The following is a 21,019-nucleotide window of genomic DNA, read 5'->3' as shown; positions in this document are numbered from 1 at the left end:
ACCAAGAAGCTAAAGAATAGCTGGGGCATTGAATAACAGTTATTACTAAGGATTACGAATCGGAGATAATGGCATTATGGAAAAGATTTGGTTTGCAGAATACCAAAAAACAGGGATTCCAGAAACAGTAGCATTGCCTGCGGAAAATACCTCTCTTGTTGATATTTTTGAGAGTAATTTCCAAAAATTTGGTTCTCGTGATGCCTTTATCTTTATGGATAAAGCGATGTCATTTAACGAGTTGGAACTTGCAAGCCGTAAGTTCGCGACCTATTTGCAAAATTTGGGGTTAGCAAAGGGAACTCGTGTGGCAGTGATGATGCCAAACGTATTGCAATATCCTGTAGTTGCATTAGCTGTGTTACGTGCAGGCTTAGTATTAGTGAATGTAAACCCACTTTATACTGCGCGTGAGCTTGAGCATCAATTAAATGACTCGGGTTCAGAAGTACTCGTGATTATCGAAAACTTTGCCAGTGTTTACCAAAGCATTTTAGGTAAAACTCCTGTGAAGCATGTTGTAGTTGCGACAGTAGGAGATATGCTTGGTACGCTTAAAGGTACATTAGTAAATTTTGTATTACGTAAAGTACGTAAGCAAATTCCTGCTTGGAATATTCCAGGGTACGTTAAATTTAATACAGCATTAAATAAAGTAAGTCCGAGTAATTATAAGCGTCCAAATTTAACTTTAAGTGATACTGCCGTGCTTCAATATACGGGTGGTACTACAGGTGTTTCAAAAGGTGCGGAATTAACACATCTTAATTTGGTTGCCAACCTTTTACAGTGTGATGGTATCTTCCAAAGTAAATTTGGTGCAAATGATGGTGCTAAAGGCGACCGTATTGTTTGCGCATTACCGCTTTATCATATTTTTGCGTTCATGGTTTGCGCGATGTACGGTATGTATAAAGGTCAGGCAAATATCTTGATTCCGAACCCACGTGATTTACCAGCGGTAATTAATGAATTACGTAAATATCAGCCATCATTCTTCCCAGCAGTAAATACATTATTTAATGCTTTAGTAAACAATGAAGAATTTAAACAACTTGACCATAGCAATTTAAAAATGGCGATGGGCGGTGGTATGGCAGTTCTACCTTCTACAGCAGAAGCGTGGAAGAAGATTACTGGTACAACCATTATTGAAGGTTATGGTTTGTCTGAGACTTCTCCGGTAGCGACTGCAAACCCTCCTGCATCTACTGAATTTAGCGGCACTATTGGTATTCCGTTACCTTTAACTGAAGTTGCTATTTTAGATGATGACGGTAAAGAAGTTGCCTTAGGTGAGCAAGGTGAAATCTCTATTCGTGGTCCTCAAGTCATGAAAGGCTATTGGAAGCGTCCTGATGAGACTGCGAAAGTCATGACTGCAGACGGTTTCTTCCGTACCGGTGATATCGGCGTTATGGATAGCCGTGGATATACTAAAATTGTAGACCGTAAAAAAGATATGATTTTGGTTTCTGGCTTTAACGTTTATCCAAGCGAAATCGAAGAAGTTATTGCTAAACATCCAAAAGTATTGGAAGTTGCAGCAATTGGTGTTCCTGATGAAAAATCAGGTGAAGTGCCAAAACTCTTTATCGTGAAAAAAGATCAAAGCTTAACGACTGAAGAAATTTTGAACTTTGCTAAAGAAAACTTAACAGGTTATAAACGCCCTCGTTATGTTGAGTTTATGGATGAATTACCTAAATCAAACGTAGGCAAAATCTTACGTAAGGACTTACGTAAGCCAGCCTAAAAAGTTAATAAAAAAGCGCCTTAGGGCGCTTTTTTTGTTTTTACATTTTGTTGTGGCTTTTCATAAACCAGCGGTCTATGTAAGGACGACCAATTCCTACCATCCCAACAAAAACTAGCATTGTGCCCAATTGCAAACGCAAATGAGTTAAATCGAGCTGACCATAACTTAAATAATTATCTGCTAGGCAATATAGGGTAATCACAATTAACCAATGCCATAAAGGAAGCCGTTTAATACCGACTGCAATAAAAGTAATTGTTAAAATAATAAAGGTGCCCAGTGTCGATTGCCAATTTAGATTTGCACAAATCACACTCAATAAAAAAGCGACAATAGGAAATACGATTTTTAATATACGGTCTACCTGAAGTTGATTTTGTTTTTGCTTCTCTAAGACTTCAAACAATTCTTTTTGATCAGGTTGTTGCATACATGGCCCTATTAATCAGTGATGACAAGTGATTGCATAAAATTTCAGGTAAAAACGCAATGTTATGATAGCATGATCAACAGTATTTTCAGTGATGGATGGCACTATGCAGGGCATCAGCGGCATTATCTATATTATTTTAGTGGCATGTTTGCTGCCATACGCATTTACCGTAATTGCAAAATTTACAGGTGGTTTTCAGCCCGTCGATAATCAAAACCCAAGAGCTTTTTTGGCTAAAACAACAGGCCTTGCTGCTCGCGCTAATGCCGTACAACAAAATAGCTTTGAAAGCCTACCTTTATTCTTAACTGCTATTTTAATGGCTGAATATATGGTTGTTCCGGAATATTTTATTCTGAGATTAGGTTGGGCATATATTATTTTAAGAGTTATTTATGGTATTTGCTATTTAAGTAATTGGGCAACTTTGCGCTCGATTGTTTGGTTCTTATCTATATTGTGTCCAATCTTCTTACTTGTGGTCACGATTAAACTGACTTGAGTGTCATTCTGTCATCATTCATATCAACTTTCGCGTGTGCCCATTGTATAATCGGCATCATTTTGATGATATCCACGCTATAATCGAGTGGATTTTACATCTGACTTCATAACGAAAGAGTATTGATATGAGTTACAGCAATATCCCAGCAGGTAAAGATGCGCCAAATGACATCTATGTCATTATTGAAATTCCTGCAAATGCAGCACCAATTAAATATGAAATCGATAAAGATTCTGATGCATTGTTCGTAGACCGTTTCATGGGTACAGCAATGTTCTATCCAGCGAACTATGGTTATGTTCCAAATACTTTGTCTGAAGATGGCGACCCATTAGACGTACTTGTTGTAACTCCTCATCCTGTTGCTGCTGGTTCAGTCATTCGTTGCCGTCCAGTGGGCAAATTAAATATGGAAGATGACGGTGGTATTGATGCGAAATTAATCGCTGTTCCACACGAAAAATTATCTCCACTTTATAAAGACGTGAAGGAATATACAGATCTTCCTCCGTTATTGATTAGCCAAGTTGAGCATTTCTTCAGTCACTATAAAGATTTAGAACCAGGTAAGTGGGTAAAAATCAGTGGTTGGGAAGGTGCTGATGTTGCTAAAGCCGAAGTATTAAAAGCAATTGAAGCTGCTAAATAAGCTTTAATTTATAAGCTCAGAATGTCTCAATTGATATTTTGAGCTTAATAAAAAACCTACATCTGTTACCAGACGTAGGTTTTTTTATGCTTGATAGATTTGTGAATTAGAATAATTTCACAGGAATATCAAGGAATAAACGCCATTCATTGGTATCACCAATGTACGCACCTTGGTATGAGTCGCTTGCACGATAATACGAGTTACGGATACGGAGGCTTGCATCTTTAGCGAAACCACTTTGAACTGTGTATTTCACTTGGTTAAAGAACTCACGTTCTTGAGCATCATCAGTTACATTTTTAACTTTGATGTCCCAACCATATACAAATGCAGTTGTCCAGTTTAGACCAGGTAATACACCTAATTTACCAAAATCGAGACTGTACTGGATTTGTGCAGATTTTTCATCATTACCGATGAAGTCAGACATGTAAGAGTTTGGCAAATAGATACTTTGGAAGCCGTCAGCATTTTGACCATAGTCATAACCAACATTACCGCTGTTTTGTTGGTAAGCAACCATGATGTTATGTGGGCCCGTATTATAAGCCGTAGAGATAGCCCAAATGTTATTTTGACGATTAGATAGATCATCAGTAGTTTGAGAATAAGTAAAAGCACCTTCATCAAACTTAGTATGATAACCGCTGAAATCATATGTTAATGAACTGTCATTCGCCAATGGCTGTTTAAAGTTCACATTTACATAATGGCGATCAAGCTTATTCTTGCTGTCTAAACCATAGTAAGATGCATTTAAATTATCATCAAACTTGTATTTAGCACCCCACACAATTGCACGATCAAGACCCTTACCATTTACGTCAGCATCGGTATTGATTTGATCAGACATTTGGTTTTTAGTAAATTTACCAGCAACAACTTCAAGATTCTTGATTTCATGGCTAGTTAATAAAGTACCTGTAAAATATTCAGGAACCATACGTCCAGTATTACTTGCAAGAACAGGTAGGTCGAGTACTTGAGTACCGTAACGTACTGTTGTATTCGAGAAACGTGCTTTAACGCTACCACCACCACGAGCCCAGTGATCATAAGCGGAGCCATCATTATGTAATGGGATCATTTGGTTACCGGCATTTTTATTTTCACCGATCTTAAATGAACCATCACCCACAGCGCCAACACCGAAACCAATAATACCAGGGGTAAAGCCAGAATCAATACTTACAATTGCTGATTGAGCAAATGAGCTAGTATCTTTTGCGCCCTGTTTTTTGTCACGGTTGATGTAACCTGTACGGAAGAGAATAGAACCGTTCGCATCTTCAACAAATCCTTTTGCCTCACTTTGCTCGCTTGCCTGAGCTGAGGAAATTATTGCCGCAGAAATGAGAACTGCTAATGTAAGTTTTTGTGCTTTTAGCATATTTAAAGAACCTCATAAAAACGATAAATCCTGTGCCTTGTTATTGTTCAGGGCCTAGGATTTCCATCAATTGTATAAGTAATCTGTAAAAAAGATATATTTTTGTTCATTTTATTTTATATATGCTATGCAGGATTTGATTAATGTGGTAGGGGTTGTTTAATAAATTTATAATTCGTCTTTTATACTTAATCTATTGTTTAAAATAAAAAAAGTAATTTAATTTTTAGTGGATTTTTACCATTTATTTTGTATTTAAAGTTCAAAAAATAGTTGATTCTTGTGTTCATTTTTTACTCTTTTTTGTTGGATATGTTTACTTTTTAATCTTATTTTAAGTTTCTTTTTTCATCACTTTTATTTTTATACCCTTTAAATTGTTACTATATAACGTTATTTTAAAAATGGAATGTACAAAAATAGATCACTACAGGCGGATAACAAAATATGTTTAGATTGATCAAATTTAGTGCAATAAATTGCTTGTATTTTGTGCACTACTCTTTTTATCCATATTATTGCTTAAAAAAGACCCAAAATAGTACATCTACTTTAAACAAGTAATAAATAAACAAATCCAATGAGTAGAAATGCGCAATCACAGATCATTACAAGCATTGTCTTCCAGAAATTTACATACTTTTTATATCTCGCCTCTAAGATTAAATAGAAAATTTATGTGCAACAAATGAATACTTCACGCCTCGCTCATTAATTTCCGATAAGGGGTTTTCGTATGTTTAGTATTTTTTATCGCATAAGAATTTTATTTTATCGCTATGTTTTTTATGGATATATTTTTATAAAAATTACCCAGAAATTTTATAATAAAGTGAGTTTGATCTCAAAATTAATGAAGAGAACTGATAGCAAATTCGTACTTGGCACAGCAATTGCTAAAGCTCAAGTAACACAATTTGTTTAATTCCTATAAATCGTGCGTTCATTGTGGGGGAGATCAAAATGATGAAATTTGCACTTAAGGCAGTAACTCTTGGTATCTTTGCAGCAGGGTCAACTATGGCTATGGCTGAAGATGCTCCATCTTTTTATGGAATCACGGCAACAGGTAGTGTGGCAGCGACCACAGACTACCGTTTCCGTGGTGTTACCCAATCGTCAAATAACCCAGCTATTCAAGGTGGGTTCACCTTTTCTCATAAGTCAGGTGCTTATGTTGCGCTTTGGGGGTCAAGCGTAGACTTTAATACACCTGGCGTTTCAACTGAAACCGATATCTCTTTAGGTTATACAAATACATTAAAATTGTCTGATACGCTTGCACCAACGTATGATGTGGGTGTAATTCATTATGGCTATATTGGTTCTGACTCAAAATTTACTAACCCATACAATGGTGATACTGGCTTCGACTTCACCGAATTTTACGGAAAATTAACGTTTGCAGACTCTTTGTTTAAAGGTGATGCACTTAGTGTGGGCGTAAGCTATTCAGATGATTACTGGGGCCACTCTGATGAGTTCTGGTATTTCAACGTTGGTTATTCAGCACCAATTGCAGATACAGGATTTACTGGACTTGCTTCAGTTGGTTATAACAAACTCAAAAACAAAGATTCTTTACTTGTAGTTGCAGGTGGGCCAGGTGAAGACGATAGCTATATCGATTATAAAGTTGGCGTCAACTATAACATTTTAGGTATTGTTGCTGAGCTAGATGTTGTTGGTACAGACATTAGTACTTCTGGTATGACTGATGCTCAGAAAAAACCTTATGACACAGGTTTAGTGTTTAGTTTAACTAAAACATTCTAAGTTTGAGTTTTAAAAAAGCGGGTGAGTAACCCGCTTTTTTATTAGTTTTCTATTTCAGAAAATAGCTGTTTTAACTGGTTAAGCTCAATATCCGTAGCTTTAGATAATGGCTTGCGTGGTAAGCCCGCAGAGACACCTTTTAGTTGTAAACCAGCTTTAATCGTTTTAGGTAAACCACCATTTACAATAAAGCGTAGTAGAGGAAGTTGCTGATAAAATGAATTTTGGGCGTGTTCCAATTCACCATTTTTCACATGTTCAATAAGCTGTTGAGGTCGCTGACCTAACAGGTTCGGTGCTGCTGTACACCAACCGCTTGCTCCCGCACATAAAGCTTCTAAAGCTAGAGGGTTACACCCGTTATAAAAAGGGAGTTCTCCTTTTGATAGCTCATAAATTTTATGCATGCGCTGAATATCACCGCTACTTTCTTTCACCATCGTAATATTTGCAATGCTATTAAACATACGCACAATTAACTCTGGAGACATATCAACACCGCTAGTCGCGGGGTTGTTATAAATCATAATTGGTAGAGTAGTTTCTTTGGCAATTGCTTGATAATATTCAAAAACCTCTTGGTCTGTTAGCTTCCAATAAGATATAGGAATCACCATAAGTGCATCTGCACCATAGCTTTGCGCGACTTGGGCTTTTTTAATGGCTTGATCAGTCGTGAGTTCTGAAATTCCAATAATGACAGGCACGCGTTTATTAATACTTTCAATTGAAGTTTTTGCGACTAAGCACCATTCATCCCATTCAAGATAAGCGCTTTCGCCTGTACTGCCTAAAGGCGCAATCGCGTCGCAACCGTTTTCAATAAGCAAATCCAGCATCTGTTTTAAAACAGGAAGATTAATGGTGTTGTCATCAGAAAATGGGGTAACAGGGTAGCCAATAATGCCGTTTAGTTTCATGGTAGAAATCTCTTTTTAAATACAGCCAGAATGTTTTTTCAAAGCTTTACGTGCGTAGTAGGCAAAGTTCACTTTGTTGCGTTTATCGGTAGAAACCCAGTCATGAGCTTCTGTTGCTAAAGCATGGGGGATGGGCTGGATTTGTCCGGCAGACATGGCTAGCAGTTGCAGTTGAGCTGCTCGTTCAATTAAAAGAGCCAAGTTGCAGGCTTCTTCAATGGTTTTTCCTGTAACCAGTTGGCCATGATGAGACAACAAAACAGCACGGTTTTTACCAAGCGCAGAAGAAATCAAAATACCTTCTTCGTTGCCTGCAGGAACACCCGGCCAATGACCTACAAATGAGCAGTCTTCGTAAAGTGCACAAACGTCCATTTGGGAAATCATAAGTGGAACCTGTAGCATCGATAGGGCTGCTACATGGGTAGGATGAGTATGGATAATGCAGTTCACTTCTGGATGTTCTTTATAAATCCATGTGTGAAAACGATTGGCTGGGTTTGCCATTCCTTCTTGATTGATAGGTTCTAAATCTTGATTCACCTCAAGTAAATTTGAGGCAGTAATTTCATCAAAACCTAAACCAAAACGTTGGGTAATAAAGGACTCTTTATTTTCACTACGGCAGGTAATTTGGCCTGCTAAACCAGCATCATGGCCATGGTCAAATAAAATACGGCAAGTGAGTGCAAGCTTTTGACGATCAGTTAAATCTGAGTCGCTAATCCACTTTTGCATGTCTTGCTGTGCGTGTTGCATCAGGTCTTGTTTGTTTACAGAAGCAGTCTTCATCTCTTCTCCAGTCCAGTTGACCAAATTAAGTAGGTGAAGGCAGAATAGAAAATAGCTGGATGAATCAATACATCCAGTTTTTAGAAGTTATATGGTCCAGATGGGGCGAATATGCTAAGACCTTGGCAAGTACATTTTCGTATCGATGAAAGAGAAGAAAAAACGGTATTTCTAAAACTGACTAACTTGATTAGTCAGGAAATTTTATGTGGCCGTTTAGTGCAGGGTACGATGCTGCCTGGGTCTCGTAGCTTGTCAAAAGAACTAGGAATTAATCGAAAAACCGTACAAGCAGTCTATGAAGAGTTAGAGGCACAAGGATGGCTTGTGACCCGTCCCCGAAAAGGCACATTTGTGGCGGATGTTTTGCCGGAAAAACAGCTTCAAATAGAGCCAGTATCTGAGCGAACAGTTAATGATAAACCAATCACTCAAGAAGTGATTCAACGCCCACATAACGATGGTGTACCAGATCCGAGGCTTATTCCCTACGAACTATTTTCGCGGGCATACCGCCATGCACTGATTAAAATTACGCAAAACCAGTACATGGGATATGGTGACCCACGAGGGATGGTTGAGCTAAGACAGGCTTTACAACAAATGTTGTCAATGGAACGTTTTATGAATGTTGCTGAAGATGAGATTTGTATTGTACGTGGTAGCCAGATGGGAATTTTTCTTGCCTCTCGAGCATTACCCAATCGGCAGGGAGTTATCGTTGTTGAAGAATTATATTATCCATCTGCTTTTAAAGCATTTCAGTCAAATGGCTTTCAAGTGGTTTCTGTTAAATTAGATGAACAAGGTATTATCATTGAAGATTTAGAACGGATTTTACAAGAGCATTCTGTAGCTGCCATTTATACAACTCCGCATCATCAATACCCTACAACTGTAACGATGCCAATGAGCCGTCGTCTTCAACTCTTAGAGCTTTCAAAAAAAATGGGCTTTTATATTATTGAAGACGACTATGACCACGAATTCCACTATGACAGTCGGCCTATGCCACCCTTGGCAAGTTTGCCTCATTCTGAGTTAGTCATTCATGTGGGCTCATTATCAAAGGTCTTTGCACCCGGTATTCGCTTGGGATACGTCGTGGCATCGTCAATAATCATTCAATCGATTACAGAAGATATTCTATTGATTGATCGGCAAGGCAATAACATTACGGAACTTGCTTTAGCAGATTTAATGCAGCGAGGGGAGATCAAGCGACATATCCGTAAAATGAAAAAAATATATCAACTACGCCGAGACCATGCATTAACTGAGTTCAATCGAATTTTTGCAGAGAGTGTTCAGATACAGCCACCCGCAGGTGGAATGGCTTTGTGGGTGAAATTCCAGAAACCATTTACTCAAGATCAGCTTATGAAATTAAAAGAACTCAACATTGATACAGAGCAGAAGTTTAAACAGGGGGAGCCTTCTAACCATTGTGTTCGTTTTGGCTTTGCTGCTTTATCAGAAAAGGAAATCACTGCTTTAATCGAGAAGCTAAATGAGATTCTTAATAAAAGAACAGTGAACTCATAATCCGCTCTTTTATTTTAAGAAAGTTCACTCTAATTCATTTCTACATTTTTGAATCTCTGAGACAAAGGTAAGCAGAAAGGGAGTAATTTGTGACTTATATTTTTCGGTTTGTAGCATCTCGCTAATTTGTTCAGGAGATTTGCCGATGAGAGAAATCCTTAAAAATAAATCTTCAAAGAAATTGCTACTAACAGTCGACAATACTCTTCTTAAAGAAACTAGCATGTCGTCGCCGCGGCTAGATGCATGAACCAGGACAATAGGTATATCTATAATTTCGGTACGGGAAACCATCCAATCAATTGCATTCTTGAGACCACCTGGAATACAACGGATATATTCTGGACTTGAGATGATAATGCCATCTGCATCAGAAACAGATTTGATGAAATCTTCCACTACAGTAGGCGTTTTTTCTCCTTCATTATCTGGAGAAAAGACAGGCAGATTATTAATATGATCAAAAACTGTCAATTCAATGTCGGACGGTGCTATATCCTTCATTGCTCTTAATAGAGCAGTATTTGTAGATTCTTTTCTTACACTACCTGAGATAGCCAAAATTTTCATAGCATCCTCTTTACTTCTATTAATACATAGGGAGTAATAAATTCTCTTATTAATAACTTCTATAAATATTAAAAAAGCGGACTCATAATCCGCTGTTTTTATTTTAAGAATGATTGCCTCGATAAGAGAGCGCTTCTGTAAGATGAGGACTTTGGATCATCTCACTTTGAGCCAAATCGGCAATGGTACGAGCTACTCGTAAAACACGATGATAAGCACGAGCCGACAGATTCAAACGTTGTTGTGCCATTTCAATCATTCGTTGAGAAGTACTATCAAGTACAGCATATTGCTCAAGTTGTTTGGGTGAAAGTGCTTGATTTAAACAATCTTGTCTTTGCATTTGTTGTTCATAAGCATAAATCACACGCTGTCTTACAGCCGTAGAGTCTTCAGCAGGCGTTGGATCTTGCAGTTCCTGAGCTTTTAAAGGCGGTACATCAATATGTAAATCGATACGGTCAAGTAATGGCCCCGATATACGGTTTTGATATCGCTTAATACTCTCTGGTGAACATTGGCAACGGCTGTCTTGATTAAACGCATAACCACATGGACAAGGGTTCATCGCTGCAATGAGCTGAAAGTTTGCAGGATAAGTAATTTGCCGAGCTGCACGTGAAATAATGATTTCTTTTGACTCAAGCGGCTGACGTAAGACCTCTAGAACTTTTCTGTCAAACTCAGGGAGTTCATCTAAAAACAAAACGCCTAAATGAGATAAGGTAATTTCACCCGGTTTAGGATGTGAACCGCCCCCAACTAGTGCAATCGCTGATGCTGTATGGTGGGGCGCACGAAATGGACGCTGACCAAAGGTATGGGGTGTATTTGAAATAGAATAAATACTCGCGACTTCAAGCGTTTCCTGATTAGAAAGCGGTGGCAAAATTGAAGGAAGGCGTGAAGCGAGTAAAGTCTTACCTGTACCTGGTGGTCCTTTAAAGAGCAGCGAGTGCCCGCCTGCGGCGGCAATTTCTAGTGCGCGACGTGGACGTAGCTGACCTTTTACATCTGCCAGATCAAATTTATAAGGCATTTGGTTTGAGGTCGTTGCAGGTTCAGTCGAAGATAGCGATTTGATGCCCAAGAAATGATCACAAACTTCTTTTAAATGGCTCACTGGATAACATTCAAGATTTGGTAAATGGCTAATATCCTGACTGTTATCGAGAGGTAAAAGCATTTTATGCTTGGCCTGTTGACACGCCATTGCCAAAGTTAAAGTACCTGACACTGGTCTTACATGGCCATCTAAAGCTAATTCACCAATTAATTCAAAATCTTCGGCACAGTTTTCTGGGAGCTGGCCAGAAGCAATTAAAATACCTATAGCAATAGGTAAATCTAGACGTGATCCATCTTTGGGCAAATCTGCTGGTGCAAGATTAATGGTCAGCCGTTTTGTTGGAAATTGAAATCCACTATTAATAATGGCTGAGCGAACTCGGTCTTTACTTTCTCTTACCGCCGCCTCTGCTAGGCCGACAATAGTAAGAGAAGGTAAGCCTTGACTCACATGTACCTCAACTTCAATCAGAGGTGCATGTAAACCTAAAAGTCCCCGTGTATAAATTTTAGAAAAAGACATCTTATTGTTCCATTATGGTGCTTCATTTTTAATCGTTGTAAAGTATAAATGCGCTACGTTGGTGCTTATTTTTTATTCTTTAAAGTTTCTTCTAACAAACTTACTTGTTTTTGTAGCTCTTCTAAACGTTGATTGGCTGATTGAAGTGCAGTCTTTTGACGGTCGATCTCTTGTTTGGAAACAAGATCCAACTTTTCGACCGCTTCATTTAATAATGCACGTAAATTTTTTTCCAAATCTTTTTTAGGCTCATCAATTTGTTCCAGAATGGCCTGTAGCAAAGTTTCTAGCATGAAATATCCAAAGTGTTGTATTACCTTATGCTTTACAGTTTAACACTGCTTAAGCGCTGGATATAGGTTTCAATTTTTTTAGTGCAAATAGATCATTAAATCAGCATGTAACACTACTGAAAATTCATTTTATTTTTGATAGCTCATCTACATCTTGCTCACTAAATAGGTTATAAAGAAAGTTCATGCAAAAGATTCATTTCCCTCAACCTTTGAAATATTGGCATGAAAATTGAACATAAAACCTTACTGGTGAAAAGAAGCCGAAGGAAACAAACATGAAGCTTGTAACTGCAATTGTAAAACCGTTTAAATTGGATGACGTGCGTGAAGCACTCTCTGACATTGGTGTACAAGGGATTACCGTAACTGAAGTTAAAGGTTTTGGTCGTCAAAAAGGGCATACTGAACTCTACCGTGGCGCGGAGTATGTGGTTGATTTCTTACCTAAAGTAAAAATCGAGATTGCGATTAGTGATGAAATGGTCGACGCAGTAATTGAATCAATTACACGTGTCGCAAGCACTGGAAAAATCGGCGATGGTAAGATTTTTGTGACTAACCTGGAACAAGTAATCCGTATCCGTACGGGTGAAACTGGACCGGATGCTGTCTAAATTGGCACAAAGCTTGCTGAGTAGAAAATAACTCGCAAATGAGGTTGGGGGACACGAATGAAAAAAATACTTATGGCGCTCAGTCTATCAGGCGCTCTTTTGGGTGGTACTGCCGTTTGGGCAGAAGAAGCTGTAACAACGCCAACATCGGAAGTTGCGGCTGCATCAACATCTCCAGCTACTGCAACTACTGCAGAAGCACCAGTTGCTGAAACTCCAGCAGCTCCTGCACCGACACCTACGCTTGATACGGGTGATACCTCTTGGATTTTAGTTTCAACCGCATTGGTTCTATTAATGACCATTCCGGGATTGGCATTATTCTATGGCGGTATGGTACGTAAAAAAAATGTACTCAGTACGATGATGTTCAGCCTTTCAGCTGCAATCTTGGTAAGTTTGCTGTGGGTGATTGCTGGTTATTCAATCGCGTTCTCTGGCACAGGTGCATTTTTTGGTGATTTGTCTAAAGCAATGCTAAACGGGGTAGCGTTTGATGCATTAAGTGGGACAATTCCTGAAAGTCTCTTTGTTATTTTCCAAATGACTTTTGCCATTATTACAGTGGCGATTCTTAGCGGTTCTATTGCAGACCGTATGAAATATTCAGCTTTCATGGTGTTTATTGCAGTTTGGGTGCTCGTTGTTTACGCACCAATTACCCACTGGGTGTGGGCTGCAGATGGCTGGTTATTTAAAGCAGGCGCATTAGATTTTGCTGGTGGTACAGTTGTACATATCAACTCAGGTGTTGCAGGTCTAGTTGCTGCTTACATGCTTGGAAAACGTATTGGCCTTGGCCGCGAATCTATGGCTCCGCATAACCTGACTTTAACTGTAGTGGGCGCAAGCTTACTTTGGGTGGGTTGGTTCGGCTTTAACGGTGGTAGTGCTCTAGGCGCTGGTGCTCGTGCAAGTATGGCAATTTTAGTGACTCAAGTTGCCGCTGCCGCTGCTGCATTCTCTTGGTTAGTTGTTGAACGTATGATCCGTGGTAAAGCATCTGTATTAGGCGGTGCTTCTGGTGCGGTAGCTGGCTTAGTTGTGATTACACCAGCAGCAGGTTTTGTTGGGGTAGGCGGTGCTTTAGTGATGGGCCTTATTGGTGGCGTAGTGTGCTTCTGGGGTATTACAGCACTTAAACGCTTACTTAAAGCCGATGATGCTTTGGATGCGTTTGGTTTGCATGCGGTAGGTGGTATTGTCGGCGCGATTTTAACTGGCGTATTCTACAGTGACGAAATTATTAAAGCAGCCAACGTTGCATTAGCTCCAACATTCGCTGGCCAATTATGGGTACAAGTTGAAGGCGTATTGGCAACCATGGTTTACAGCGGTATCGCGACTTTCGTTATTCTTAAAGTGATTGATCTTGTGATTGGTATCCGTGTTAATGCTGATGATGAACGCATGGGTCTGGATTTAAGCCAACATGGCGAACGTATCGAATAATTCGTAATATATTCCAATCAAAAAACAGTCTTCGGACTGTTTTTTTGTCTTGAAGAATGCTGGTTCTGTAAGTGTAGAAATTTTGCTACACTAGGTCAAAGTAATCGACCCTATAAATCCGCTATGCATTGTCCATTTTGCAACGCCGCAGATAGTAAAGTCATCGATTCACGTTTAGCCGCCGAAGGCTGTCAGATTCGTCGACGTCGTGAGTGTGTAAGTTGCGGTGAACGTTTTACCACTTTTGAAAGCTATGAAGTGGTAATGCCCCGTGTGATCAAATCGAATGGAAAAAATGAACCTTTCGATGAGGCCAAATTACGTCGTTCGTTAATGCATGCTTTGCAAAAACGTCCGGTCACACAAGAGCAGATCGAAACAGTTTTAAGTGATATTCAGTTGCAGATTCGCCGTTTAGGTGAGCGTGATGTGAAATCTAGAACAATTGGCGAAATCGTCATGCAATCTTTATTTGCACTTGACCATGTAGCTTACGTCCGATTTGCTTCTGTCTATCAAGATTTTCAGGATGTTGAAGCATTTCGCCGTCAAATAGAGCAAATGCAGCAACGTGAACACTAATCATTTGAGATTTTTATGTCTGAGTTGAAACAAGATCAGTATTGGATGCAGCAAGCTATTGAACTGGCCAAACGAGGACTATATTCGACCAAGCCTAATCCAAATGTTGGTTGTGTGATTGTCAAAGATGATCAGTTAATTGGACAAGGTTTTCATCCTAAAGCGGGTCAGCCACACGCAGAGGTTTTTGCCTTACGCGAAGCGGGTGAACATGCACAAGGTGCAACAGCTTACGTTACGCTTGAACCATGTGCACATTATGGCAGAACCCCTCCTTGTGCCGAAGCATTGGTAAAAGCTCAAGTTAAAAAAGTAGTGGTCGCTTGTCCTGATCCAAATCCATTGGTGGCAGGTAAGGGTGTTCAGATTTTGGAAAATGCCGGAATTGAAGTAGAAGTTGGCATTTGTGAAGATTTAGCATCAAAACTTAATCAAGGTTTTTTAAAGGCAATGTCTACAGGCATGCCTTATGTACGTTTAAAGGTAGCCTCAAGTTTAGATGGACGTACTGCAATGGCATCAGGTGAGTCGAAGTGGATTACTGGTTCGGCTGCACGCCAAGATGTACAACATTGGCGTGCCATTTCTGGAGCAGTGATTACAGGTATTGAAACTGTGATTGCAGATGATTGTCAGCTTAACGTGCGTTCACTCAATAATTTTGATATCGAGATGGTTGCTCAGCCAAAACGTGTCGTTTTAGACCGCCAAGGACGTTTACCACTTAACGCTAAGATCTTAGAGAATCCTGAAACTGTGATGGTAATGGGGCCGTATCGTCAAGAACTTGCTGATTTAGGCGTGATACAATTAGAAATTCAGCCTTTAAAAATGCTGTTACAGACCCTATCTAAGCAACATCAAATTTATGATGTGTTGGTTGAAGCTGGCGCAACATTGTCTACTGCTTTTTTGCAAGAAGGTTTGGTGGACGAATTGATCAGTTATATTGCCCCGACCTTATTGGGGAAAAGTGCAAGGGCCATGTTCAATGCAGAGTTTGAATATATGGCAGAGCAACTTCGTTTTACACTTCTTGATGTGACAAAAATTGATCAAGATATACGCTTAAGGTTAATCCCTACGCAAGAGAAAGTATGAATTCAGAGCCTTCGGTTTATCACAAACGTCGTCATGCAGCCCGTACGACAGACGAATATCTTTTCCATCAGCTTGTGCCGTACTTGGGTAACAAGCGCCGATTGCTCCATCTAATTTTAGAAGCCCTTGAAATTACAGGGACACTGAATAGCAAGAAAAAGAATCCACCGATTTTTGCCGATTTCTTTGCCGGCAGTGGCGTTGTATCTCGTTTAGCACGTCAAAATGGTTACCGAGTCATTGCAAACGACTGGGAACCTTATAGTCATGCTTTAAATCATGCGATTTTAGCCTGTGTAGATGCGCCTGCTTTTAAAGAATTAGGTGGCTATCAAAAGGCAATCGATTATTTAAATCGCTTACCTGAAGTTAAAGGTTGGGTAACGCATAACCTTTGTCCACGTAACGATGATGTATACGATCCAACCCGTGACCGTTTATTCTTTAAACGCCGTAACGGTATGCGTATCGATGCAATTCGTCAGCAGATTGCAACATGGCAAGCACAAGGTGCAATTAATGATGTAGAGATGAGTGCTTTGCTTGCGCCATTGCTCTATTCAGCTAGTTTTGTCAGTAACACGAGTGGTGTATTTAAAAGCTTCCACCAAGGGTGGGGCGGACGTACTCAAACTGCGTTAGAACGAATTGAATCATTACTTTGGTTAACACCGAGCCGTTTTTGTGAGATTGGTGATCGCAAACGTCCGGCTGCTGAAATGTGGTGTGTAGATTCACAACATCTAGCAAATCAAATGAGTGGTTTTGAGGTTGATGTTGCCTATCTCGATCCACCATATAACCAGCACGCATATAGTAGTAATTACCATGTTTTAAATGCATTAACTTTATGGGATCAGGTGGATTTACCTTCACCGGATACCAAAGGTTATAAGAGTGGTATTGATAGAGCATGGCGTAAAGAACGCCCAAGTCCATATAACTCTTCTAAACATGCAAAAGATGCGTATGAGAAATTACTTTCAACGATCAATGCACGCTATATTCTGACCAGCTATTCAACTGATGGTAATATCGAGCCGAAAGATTTACTTATGGCCAATCTGGAACGAGGCAAAGTGACCTTGTTAACACAAGATGTTCCGCGTTATCGAGTGAGTAAACAACGACAGTCTGAACGTGCACGGGTGCTTGAGTTTATTGTGATTACTGATACTCATGCTAAGTCAGGACCACCATTACGTCAGTTATTAGGCCAGCTTTACCACTTCGCCGAGCTAGGTGGTGTAGATACCTCAGGCAATAGTACACAGCTCGCACTTTGGTAAGCGCTGCAATTTAAGCAGTGTAAAAAGATTTGGAGATTGAGCCATGTTTACAGGCATCATTGAAAGTTTAGGTAAAGTTGAAAGCCTGCAAAGTGTAGGTGGTGATGTACGTCTACGTATTCAGACAGATCTGGATATGTCTGATGTACATTTGGGTGATTCGATTGCAACCAATGGTATTTGTCTTACAGTGATTGAATGGGGCGATAACTGGTACGCGGCAGATGTTTCTCGTGAAAGTTTAAATCGAACAACATTGGGTAACTGGAAAGTGGGGCAACGTGTCAATGTTGAAAAGGCAATGTTACCGACAACGCGCTTTGGCGGGCACATTGTAAGTGGTCACGTTGATGGCGTAGGTGAAATTACCGTAGTGCGTGAAGATGCTCGTTCAATCTATTATGAAGTTACAGCACCGACAGAACTTGCTAAGTATTTGGCGGAAAAAGGTTCTGTAACCGTTGACGGAATTAGCTTAACGATTAACCACTTACGTGGAAATATTTTAAGCTTGAATTTGATTCCGCATACCGCAGAACGTACCAATATTGGAACATGGCAAGTAGGCAGTAAGGTCAACCTTGAAGTCGACGTGTTGGCGCGTTATATCGAACGTTTATTGCTAGGTGATAAAGCAACTGAACAAAAAACTGAGTCAAATATTAGTATGGCTTTTTTAGCTGAAAATGGTTTTTTAAAATAAAAGCCAGATCATCAAAATAAAAAAACCGGACATATGTTCCGGTTTTTTTATTTTTAAAAATTAATGCTTGGTGAGTGTAACCGAATGTGTGCCAACCCATGGTTTAGTATGCTGAGTGCTTGTAATTGAAAACTCACCTTTTTCCGACGCTCGTGTCAGCAAGATTGAAAGCGAATTAAAGTCGTTATGACTCATATAAAGTTCTTGTGCTGAAAATGTCCATTGCTCACCCTGATTAAGCTGCTCAAGTTGCTTTGAAATCTGATGCGGAATGTCCATTTCTTACCCTCATTAATTATCTTAAAAACGCTACTTTCTATTCTCATAATCAATTGATCTACAAGAATAATATTTATGTCTATTTTGTGACATATAGGTGTCAGTTTTATGACAGAAGAAGTTTTACAACATTACTTCTCTATTTTTTCATCAGAAAACTTAGAGTTCTTTAAAATATATTCAATTTCTTCTTGAGCTGCCGAATGTAGTTTGGCTCGGAAAGCCGTTATAGACTCTTCAATTAAGTTTTCAGCTTCAAGTTCTAAACGAATGCGTAAACTTTCAAGCTCAGATAAGATTTGATCATCGGTGATACTAAGTTTTACGCCAGCAGAGTAATTGACGGCTGGGGTTTCAGGGTTTTTCTGATAACGTGCGGTTTGTTCTGCAACTTCTTGTTCTAAATGACTACGTAATGTCTGTAATGTTTCAGTTTGTTCATTAAACTTGCGAATTTCGTCTGCTTGCAACTCCGCAGCATAAGCAGCTTCTGATGCACGTTTATCAGCAAGTGCTTTTTCTAAAGCGAGTTGACGACGGATACGTGCTTGCTCAATAAGCTCTGCCTTAAGGTCCGCGTAAGCTTGTTCAATTTTTTGCTGTGATTCTAACTGCGCTTTTTCATCATTTAAAACCCAAAGCTGAATAGGGGTTTGTGGTTCTAATAGGTCGCAAATACGTGCCAGATCTTGTTGATAGGCATGACGGACAGCTTCAGGCGCATTTAACCATCTTTTTTTAAAATCTTGCCCGACATTTAATGCCACCATGCTTCTCCTTTGTTCAACAGTATTTACATTTTAGCGCGTTATAATTTAAAGGTCCGCGGTTCTATACCCAAACGGCGATACATTTTAAATTTTTCTCGGCCAATTTGCTTGGCTGTTTCATTATTTTCAACAATTTCTATAATGTGGCTAAAATGATCAACTTGTTCAAGTGCATGATTGTTAAAATTAAATACTAACAAGCCTTGTTCAAGCGGTTGTTTAGCCGAAATACATACAGCAGCTTCAGCTTGGTCAATGCCATGCGCAATGAAACTTGCAGGGTCGAAATCCCATAATCTTTCATCAAGAGTTTGTTGTAGCTGCACATCTGGGCAATACCACCAGATTTTAGGATGCTTCTGTAAAATCTTTCGGCATAAACGGCAAGCACTATCGACTTGCCGTTCTTCACTGGTTTCAAACAGATAAAAACTAACTTTAGCCATTCGTATTTACACGATTCGCTAAAAATTGCATGAGTAATGGTACTGGACGACCTGTTGCACCTTTAGCTGGACCAGATAACCACGCTGTTCCTGCTACATCTAAATGAGCCCAACGGTACTCACGTGTAAAGCGCTCAAGGAAACATGCTGCCGTAATCGCACCGCCGTATGGACCGCCGATGTTTGCAATATCAGCAAATGGTGAATCAAGTAATTCTTGATAATCCTCAATCACTGGCATACGCCATACACGGTCAAATGATTGCTCACCCGCTTGTTGAAGTTCAGCTGCTAAAGCATCATCTGGTGAGAACAAACCACTCAGTACTTTACCTAAAGCGACTACACATGCACCAGTTAATGTTGCGATATCAACCACGACTGCTGGGTTGAAGCGTTTGATATAGGTCAATGTGTCGCACAGTACCAAACGACCTTCAGCATCGGTATTTAAAATTTCAACAGTTTGTCCGCTCATGGTTGTCACAATATCACCTGGGCGAGTTGCTTTACCTGAAGGCATGTTTTCCGCAGCTGCAATTGCTCCAACGACATGAATAGGAAGTCTTGCCTCGCATAGCGCGCGAATAGTACCTAGTACAGAGGCTGCACCGCACATATCGAACTTCATTTCATCCATGCCTAGGCCTGGTTTTAAAGAAATACCGCCTGTATCAAAAGTAACGCCTTTACCAACAAGCACAACAGGCGCTTGATCGATTCCAGCTTGGTATTCGAGTGTTACGATACGACCCGGACGTTCAGATCCTTTGCTGACTGCAAGAAAAGCATACATACCTAAATCAGCCATTTGCTGTTCATTTAAGACAGTTACTTTGAGTAAGTCAGGGAATTCTGCAGCTAAAGCTAATGCTTGTTCTGCCAAATATTCAGGGAAGCAAATGTTACCTGGACGGTTTCCAAGGTCACGTGCATACGACTGACCAGACTGTACAGCATGCACTAAAGCCAGTTGTTTTTCATCGAGGCTAGTCGTTGAACTAATTAAATCAACCTGTTGTAACACAAATTCATTTTTTTTCGATTTAAACTCATCATAACCATAAGCTGCTTGAGTTAAGCTTAAAGCGAATAAATAATGGTATTCGACAGGTAACGCAGCAATATCAATCGCGATATGCTTAAATTTATTTTGTGTCGATTTGATAATGGTTTGGGCAAGTTTAGCGAGCTTAACCGCCTGAAGTTCGGCTGTTTTTCCTAGGCCAAGTAATTGGCTATGAGGTTGATTTGAAATCTGACCGAATAAAGGCAGAGTTTCATTGAAGTTGCCTTTGAATTGGGTGGCAGTAAGAACGCTTTCTAGGTTATTGATTTGATATGTGTTGATGTTGCTTTGTAGCTGTTCTGAATCAACTAAAACCCACAAAGATTCATTAGATGTCTGTTCGGGAAAAGTTGTATAAGTTGTAAATTTCATGGCTGCCGTGATTGCCTATAGAAAGTTATGTTGGATTAAAACATTGAAACACTTTCAAGCATAGCGTTGCAATGTGCGGTTTTATATTTTTAACATTCGGGTAAACTAGCACA

General features: G+C 39.6%; 23 protein-coding genes. 12 read left to right on the top strand and 11 right to left on the bottom strand.

All coding sequences use genetic code 11. The features are described 5' to 3' along the window. The first annotated feature begins 76 nt into the window (after window positions 1-76). Window positions 77-1,756, top strand: coding sequence for a long-chain-fatty-acid--CoA ligase (locus H7R46_RS17565; RefSeq protein ID WP_002121274.1), 1,680 nt, complete (start codon window positions 77-79; stop codon window positions 1,754-1,756). A gap of 40 nt (window positions 1,757-1,796) precedes the next feature. Here H7R46_RS17565 and H7R46_RS17560 read toward each other — a convergent pair whose 3' ends face one another. Next, window positions 1,797-2,189: a hypothetical protein gene (locus tag H7R46_RS17560; RefSeq protein ID WP_002121260.1), complete on the bottom strand. Its 393-nt coding sequence runs from the start codon at window positions 2,187-2,189 to the stop codon at window positions 1,797-1,799. Window positions 2,190-2,295: 106 nt separating this feature from the next. On the opposite strand from H7R46_RS17560, the gene H7R46_RS17555 reads away from it, so the two are divergent. Next, on the top strand, window positions 2,296-2,694 hold the full coding sequence (locus H7R46_RS17555; protein WP_002121258.1) for an MAPEG family protein: 399 nt from the start codon (window positions 2,296-2,298) through the stop codon (window positions 2,692-2,694). Window positions 2,695-2,821: 127 nt separating this feature from the next. Continuing rightward, complete coding sequence (ppa, locus tag H7R46_RS17550; protein WP_002121243.1) at window positions 2,822-3,346, top strand: inorganic diphosphatase; 525 nt, start codon at window positions 2,822-2,824, stop codon at window positions 3,344-3,346. A 106-nt stretch (window positions 3,347-3,452) separates the two neighbouring features. Here the strand turns inward: ppa and H7R46_RS17545 are convergent, their stop codons facing one another. Further along, window positions 3,453-4,739, bottom strand: coding sequence for an OprD family outer membrane porin (locus H7R46_RS17545; RefSeq protein ID WP_002121245.1), 1,287 nt, complete (start codon window positions 4,737-4,739; stop codon window positions 3,453-3,455). A 736-nt stretch (window positions 4,740-5,475) separates the two neighbouring features. Between H7R46_RS17545 and H7R46_RS17540 the strand changes: the two genes are divergently transcribed. After that, a complete protein-coding gene (locus tag H7R46_RS17540; protein WP_002121272.1) occupies window positions 5,476-5,664 on the top strand; it encodes a hypothetical protein in 189 nt (62 codons plus the stop codon). Window positions 5,665-5,702: 38 nt separating this feature from the next. Then, window positions 5,703-6,515: a TorF family putative porin gene (locus H7R46_RS17535; protein ID WP_002121202.1), complete on the top strand. Its 813-nt coding sequence runs from the start codon at window positions 5,703-5,705 to the stop codon at window positions 6,513-6,515. A gap of 41 nt (window positions 6,516-6,556) precedes the next feature. Here H7R46_RS17535 and H7R46_RS17530 read toward each other — a convergent pair whose 3' ends face one another. Both H7R46_RS17530 and H7R46_RS17525 read right to left on the bottom strand, forming a co-directional pair. Beyond that, window positions 6,557-7,435, bottom strand: coding sequence for a dihydrodipicolinate synthase family protein (locus H7R46_RS17530; protein ID WP_002121240.1), 879 nt, complete (start codon window positions 7,433-7,435; stop codon window positions 6,557-6,559). A 15-nt stretch (window positions 7,436-7,450) separates the two neighbouring features. Next, complete coding sequence (locus H7R46_RS17525; protein ID WP_086260984.1) at window positions 7,451-8,227, bottom strand: aldolase; 777 nt, start codon at window positions 8,225-8,227, stop codon at window positions 7,451-7,453. A 111-nt stretch (window positions 8,228-8,338) separates the two neighbouring features. Between H7R46_RS17525 and H7R46_RS17520 the strand changes: the two genes are divergently transcribed. Beyond that, window positions 8,339-9,772, top strand: a complete 1,434-nt coding sequence (locus H7R46_RS17520) for a PLP-dependent aminotransferase family protein (protein ID WP_086260983.1) — start codon at window positions 8,339-8,341, stop codon at window positions 9,770-9,772. A gap of 24 nt (window positions 9,773-9,796) precedes the next feature. Here H7R46_RS17520 and H7R46_RS17515 read toward each other — a convergent pair whose 3' ends face one another. The 3 genes from H7R46_RS17515 to H7R46_RS17505 all read right to left on the bottom strand — a co-directional run bounded on the left by H7R46_RS17515 (window position 9,797) and on the right by H7R46_RS17505 (window position 12,226). Continuing rightward, the gene (locus H7R46_RS17515; protein ID WP_032012525.1) at window positions 9,797-10,342 is read right to left on the bottom strand and encodes an NADPH-dependent FMN reductase; all 546 of its coding nucleotides are present in this window, start codon (window positions 10,340-10,342) and stop codon (window positions 9,797-9,799) included. 103 nt (window positions 10,343-10,445) lie between these two features. After that, window positions 10,446-11,933, bottom strand: a complete 1,488-nt coding sequence (locus H7R46_RS17510; protein ID WP_032037737.1) for a YifB family Mg chelatase-like AAA ATPase — start codon at window positions 11,931-11,933, stop codon at window positions 10,446-10,448. Between the two features lie 65 nt (window positions 11,934-11,998). Beyond that, on the bottom strand, window positions 11,999-12,226 hold the full coding sequence (locus H7R46_RS17505; protein WP_002121136.1) for an accessory factor UbiK family protein: 228 nt from the start codon (window positions 12,224-12,226) through the stop codon (window positions 11,999-12,001). Between the two features lie 278 nt (window positions 12,227-12,504). Here H7R46_RS17505 and glnK point away from each other — a divergent pair, with 278 nt between their 5' ends. From glnK to H7R46_RS17475, 6 genes are all read left to right on the top strand, one after another. Continuing rightward, window positions 12,505-12,843, top strand: coding sequence for a P-II family nitrogen regulator (glnK, locus tag H7R46_RS17500; RefSeq protein WP_000780326.1), 339 nt, complete (start codon window positions 12,505-12,507; stop codon window positions 12,841-12,843). Window positions 12,844-12,900: 57 nt separating this feature from the next. Then, window positions 12,901-14,295, top strand: coding sequence for an ammonium transporter (locus H7R46_RS17495; protein ID WP_032012527.1), 1,395 nt, complete (start codon window positions 12,901-12,903; stop codon window positions 14,293-14,295). Window positions 14,296-14,418: 123 nt separating this feature from the next. Then, a complete protein-coding gene (nrdR, locus tag H7R46_RS17490; RefSeq protein ID WP_000543541.1) occupies window positions 14,419-14,877 on the top strand; it encodes a transcriptional regulator NrdR in 459 nt (152 codons plus the stop codon). 15 nt (window positions 14,878-14,892) lie between these two features. After that, on the top strand, window positions 14,893-15,978 hold the full coding sequence (gene ribD, locus H7R46_RS17485; protein ID WP_032012529.1) for a bifunctional diaminohydroxyphosphoribosylaminopyrimidine deaminase/5-amino-6-(5-phosphoribosylamino)uracil reductase RibD: 1,086 nt from the start codon (window positions 14,893-14,895) through the stop codon (window positions 15,976-15,978). After that, window positions 15,975-17,267: a DNA adenine methylase gene (locus H7R46_RS17480; RefSeq protein ID WP_002121221.1), complete on the top strand. Its 1,293-nt coding sequence runs from the start codon at window positions 15,975-15,977 to the stop codon at window positions 17,265-17,267. The genes ribD and H7R46_RS17480 overlap by 4 nt, the downstream gene beginning before the upstream one ends. A gap of 43 nt (window positions 17,268-17,310) precedes the next feature. Beyond that, on the top strand, window positions 17,311-17,970 hold the full coding sequence (locus H7R46_RS17475) for a riboflavin synthase (RefSeq protein ID WP_032012532.1): 660 nt from the start codon (window positions 17,311-17,313) through the stop codon (window positions 17,968-17,970). 60 nt (window positions 17,971-18,030) lie between these two features. Here the strand turns inward: H7R46_RS17475 and H7R46_RS17470 are convergent, their stop codons facing one another. The 4 genes from H7R46_RS17470 to H7R46_RS17455 all read right to left on the bottom strand — a co-directional run bounded on the left by H7R46_RS17470 (window position 18,031) and on the right by H7R46_RS17455 (window position 20,906). Further along, a complete protein-coding gene (locus H7R46_RS17470) occupies window positions 18,031-18,249 on the bottom strand; it encodes a hypothetical protein (RefSeq protein WP_005804040.1) in 219 nt (72 codons plus the stop codon). 131 nt (window positions 18,250-18,380) lie between these two features. Further along, window positions 18,381-19,019: a hypothetical protein gene (locus H7R46_RS17465; protein WP_005804042.1), complete on the bottom strand. Its 639-nt coding sequence runs from the start codon at window positions 19,017-19,019 to the stop codon at window positions 18,381-18,383. Between the two features lie 38 nt (window positions 19,020-19,057). Continuing rightward, the gene (locus H7R46_RS17460) at window positions 19,058-19,465 is read right to left on the bottom strand and encodes a DNA polymerase III subunit chi (protein ID WP_002121193.1); all 408 of its coding nucleotides are present in this window, start codon (window positions 19,463-19,465) and stop codon (window positions 19,058-19,060) included. Next, entirely contained in the window at window positions 19,458-20,906 is a 1,449-nt protein-coding gene (locus tag H7R46_RS17455) for a leucyl aminopeptidase (protein WP_005079478.1), read from the bottom strand. Before H7R46_RS17455 ends, H7R46_RS17460 begins: the two co-directional genes overlap by 8 nt. Window positions 20,907-21,019 lie beyond the last annotated feature (113 nt).

It is taken from the genome of Acinetobacter sp. BEC1-S18-ESBL-01 (genome assembly GCF_014169935.1).
GTDB classification, from domain to species: domain Bacteria; phylum Pseudomonadota; class Gammaproteobacteria; order Pseudomonadales; family Moraxellaceae; genus Acinetobacter; species Acinetobacter pittii.
This window is presented reverse-complemented; position numbering and strand designations above follow the sequence as displayed.

Coding starts and splice junctions, on each gene's coding strand:
- H7R46_RS17565 (WP_002121274.1), top strand. CDS start 77: ATGGAAAAGATTTGGTTTGCAGAATACCAAAAAACAGGGATTCCAGAA.
- glnK (WP_000780326.1), top strand. CDS start 12,505: ATGAAGCTTGTAACTGCAATTGTAAAACCGTTTAAATTGGATGACGTG.
- H7R46_RS17455 (WP_005079478.1), bottom strand. CDS start 20,906: ATGAAATTTACAACTTATACAACTTTTCCCGAACAGACATCTAATGAA.
- nrdR (WP_000543541.1), top strand. CDS start 14,419: ATGCATTGTCCATTTTGCAACGCCGCAGATAGTAAAGTCATCGATTCA.
- H7R46_RS17510 (WP_032037737.1), bottom strand. CDS start 11,933: ATGTCTTTTTCTAAAATTTATACACGGGGACTTTTAGGTTTACATGCA.
- H7R46_RS17535 (WP_002121202.1), top strand. CDS start 5,703: ATGATGAAATTTGCACTTAAGGCAGTAACTCTTGGTATCTTTGCAGCA.
- H7R46_RS17465 (WP_005804042.1), bottom strand. CDS start 19,019: ATGGTGGCATTAAATGTCGGGCAAGATTTTAAAAAAAGATGGTTAAAT.
- H7R46_RS17530 (WP_002121240.1), bottom strand. CDS start 7,435: ATGAAACTAAACGGCATTATTGGCTACCCTGTTACCCCATTTTCTGAT.
- H7R46_RS17505 (WP_002121136.1), bottom strand. CDS start 12,226: ATGCTAGAAACTTTGCTACAGGCCATTCTGGAACAAATTGATGAGCCT.
- H7R46_RS17515 (WP_032012525.1), bottom strand. CDS start 10,342: ATGAAAATTTTGGCTATCTCAGGTAGTGTAAGAAAAGAATCTACAAAT.
- H7R46_RS17470 (WP_005804040.1), bottom strand. CDS start 18,249: ATGGACATTCCGCATCAGATTTCAAAGCAACTTGAGCAGCTTAATCAG.
- ribD (WP_032012529.1), top strand. CDS start 14,893: ATGTCTGAGTTGAAACAAGATCAGTATTGGATGCAGCAAGCTATTGAA.
- H7R46_RS17520 (WP_086260983.1), top strand. CDS start 8,339: ATGCTAAGACCTTGGCAAGTACATTTTCGTATCGATGAAAGAGAAGAA.
- H7R46_RS17545 (WP_002121245.1), bottom strand. CDS start 4,739: ATGCTAAAAGCACAAAAACTTACATTAGCAGTTCTCATTTCTGCGGCA.
- H7R46_RS17525 (WP_086260984.1), bottom strand. CDS start 8,227: ATGAAGACTGCTTCTGTAAACAAACAAGACCTGATGCAACACGCACAG.
- ppa (WP_002121243.1), top strand. CDS start 2,822: ATGAGTTACAGCAATATCCCAGCAGGTAAAGATGCGCCAAATGACATC.
- H7R46_RS17555 (WP_002121258.1), top strand. CDS start 2,296: ATGCAGGGCATCAGCGGCATTATCTATATTATTTTAGTGGCATGTTTG.
- H7R46_RS17560 (WP_002121260.1), bottom strand. CDS start 2,189: ATGCAACAACCTGATCAAAAAGAATTGTTTGAAGTCTTAGAGAAGCAA.
- H7R46_RS17475 (WP_032012532.1), top strand. CDS start 17,311: ATGTTTACAGGCATCATTGAAAGTTTAGGTAAAGTTGAAAGCCTGCAA.
- H7R46_RS17460 (WP_002121193.1), bottom strand. CDS start 19,465: ATGGCTAAAGTTAGTTTTTATCTGTTTGAAACCAGTGAAGAACGGCAA.
- H7R46_RS17480 (WP_002121221.1), top strand. CDS start 15,975: ATGAATTCAGAGCCTTCGGTTTATCACAAACGTCGTCATGCAGCCCGT.
- H7R46_RS17495 (WP_032012527.1), top strand. CDS start 12,901: ATGAAAAAAATACTTATGGCGCTCAGTCTATCAGGCGCTCTTTTGGGT.
- H7R46_RS17540 (WP_002121272.1), top strand. CDS start 5,476: ATGTTTAGTATTTTTTATCGCATAAGAATTTTATTTTATCGCTATGTT.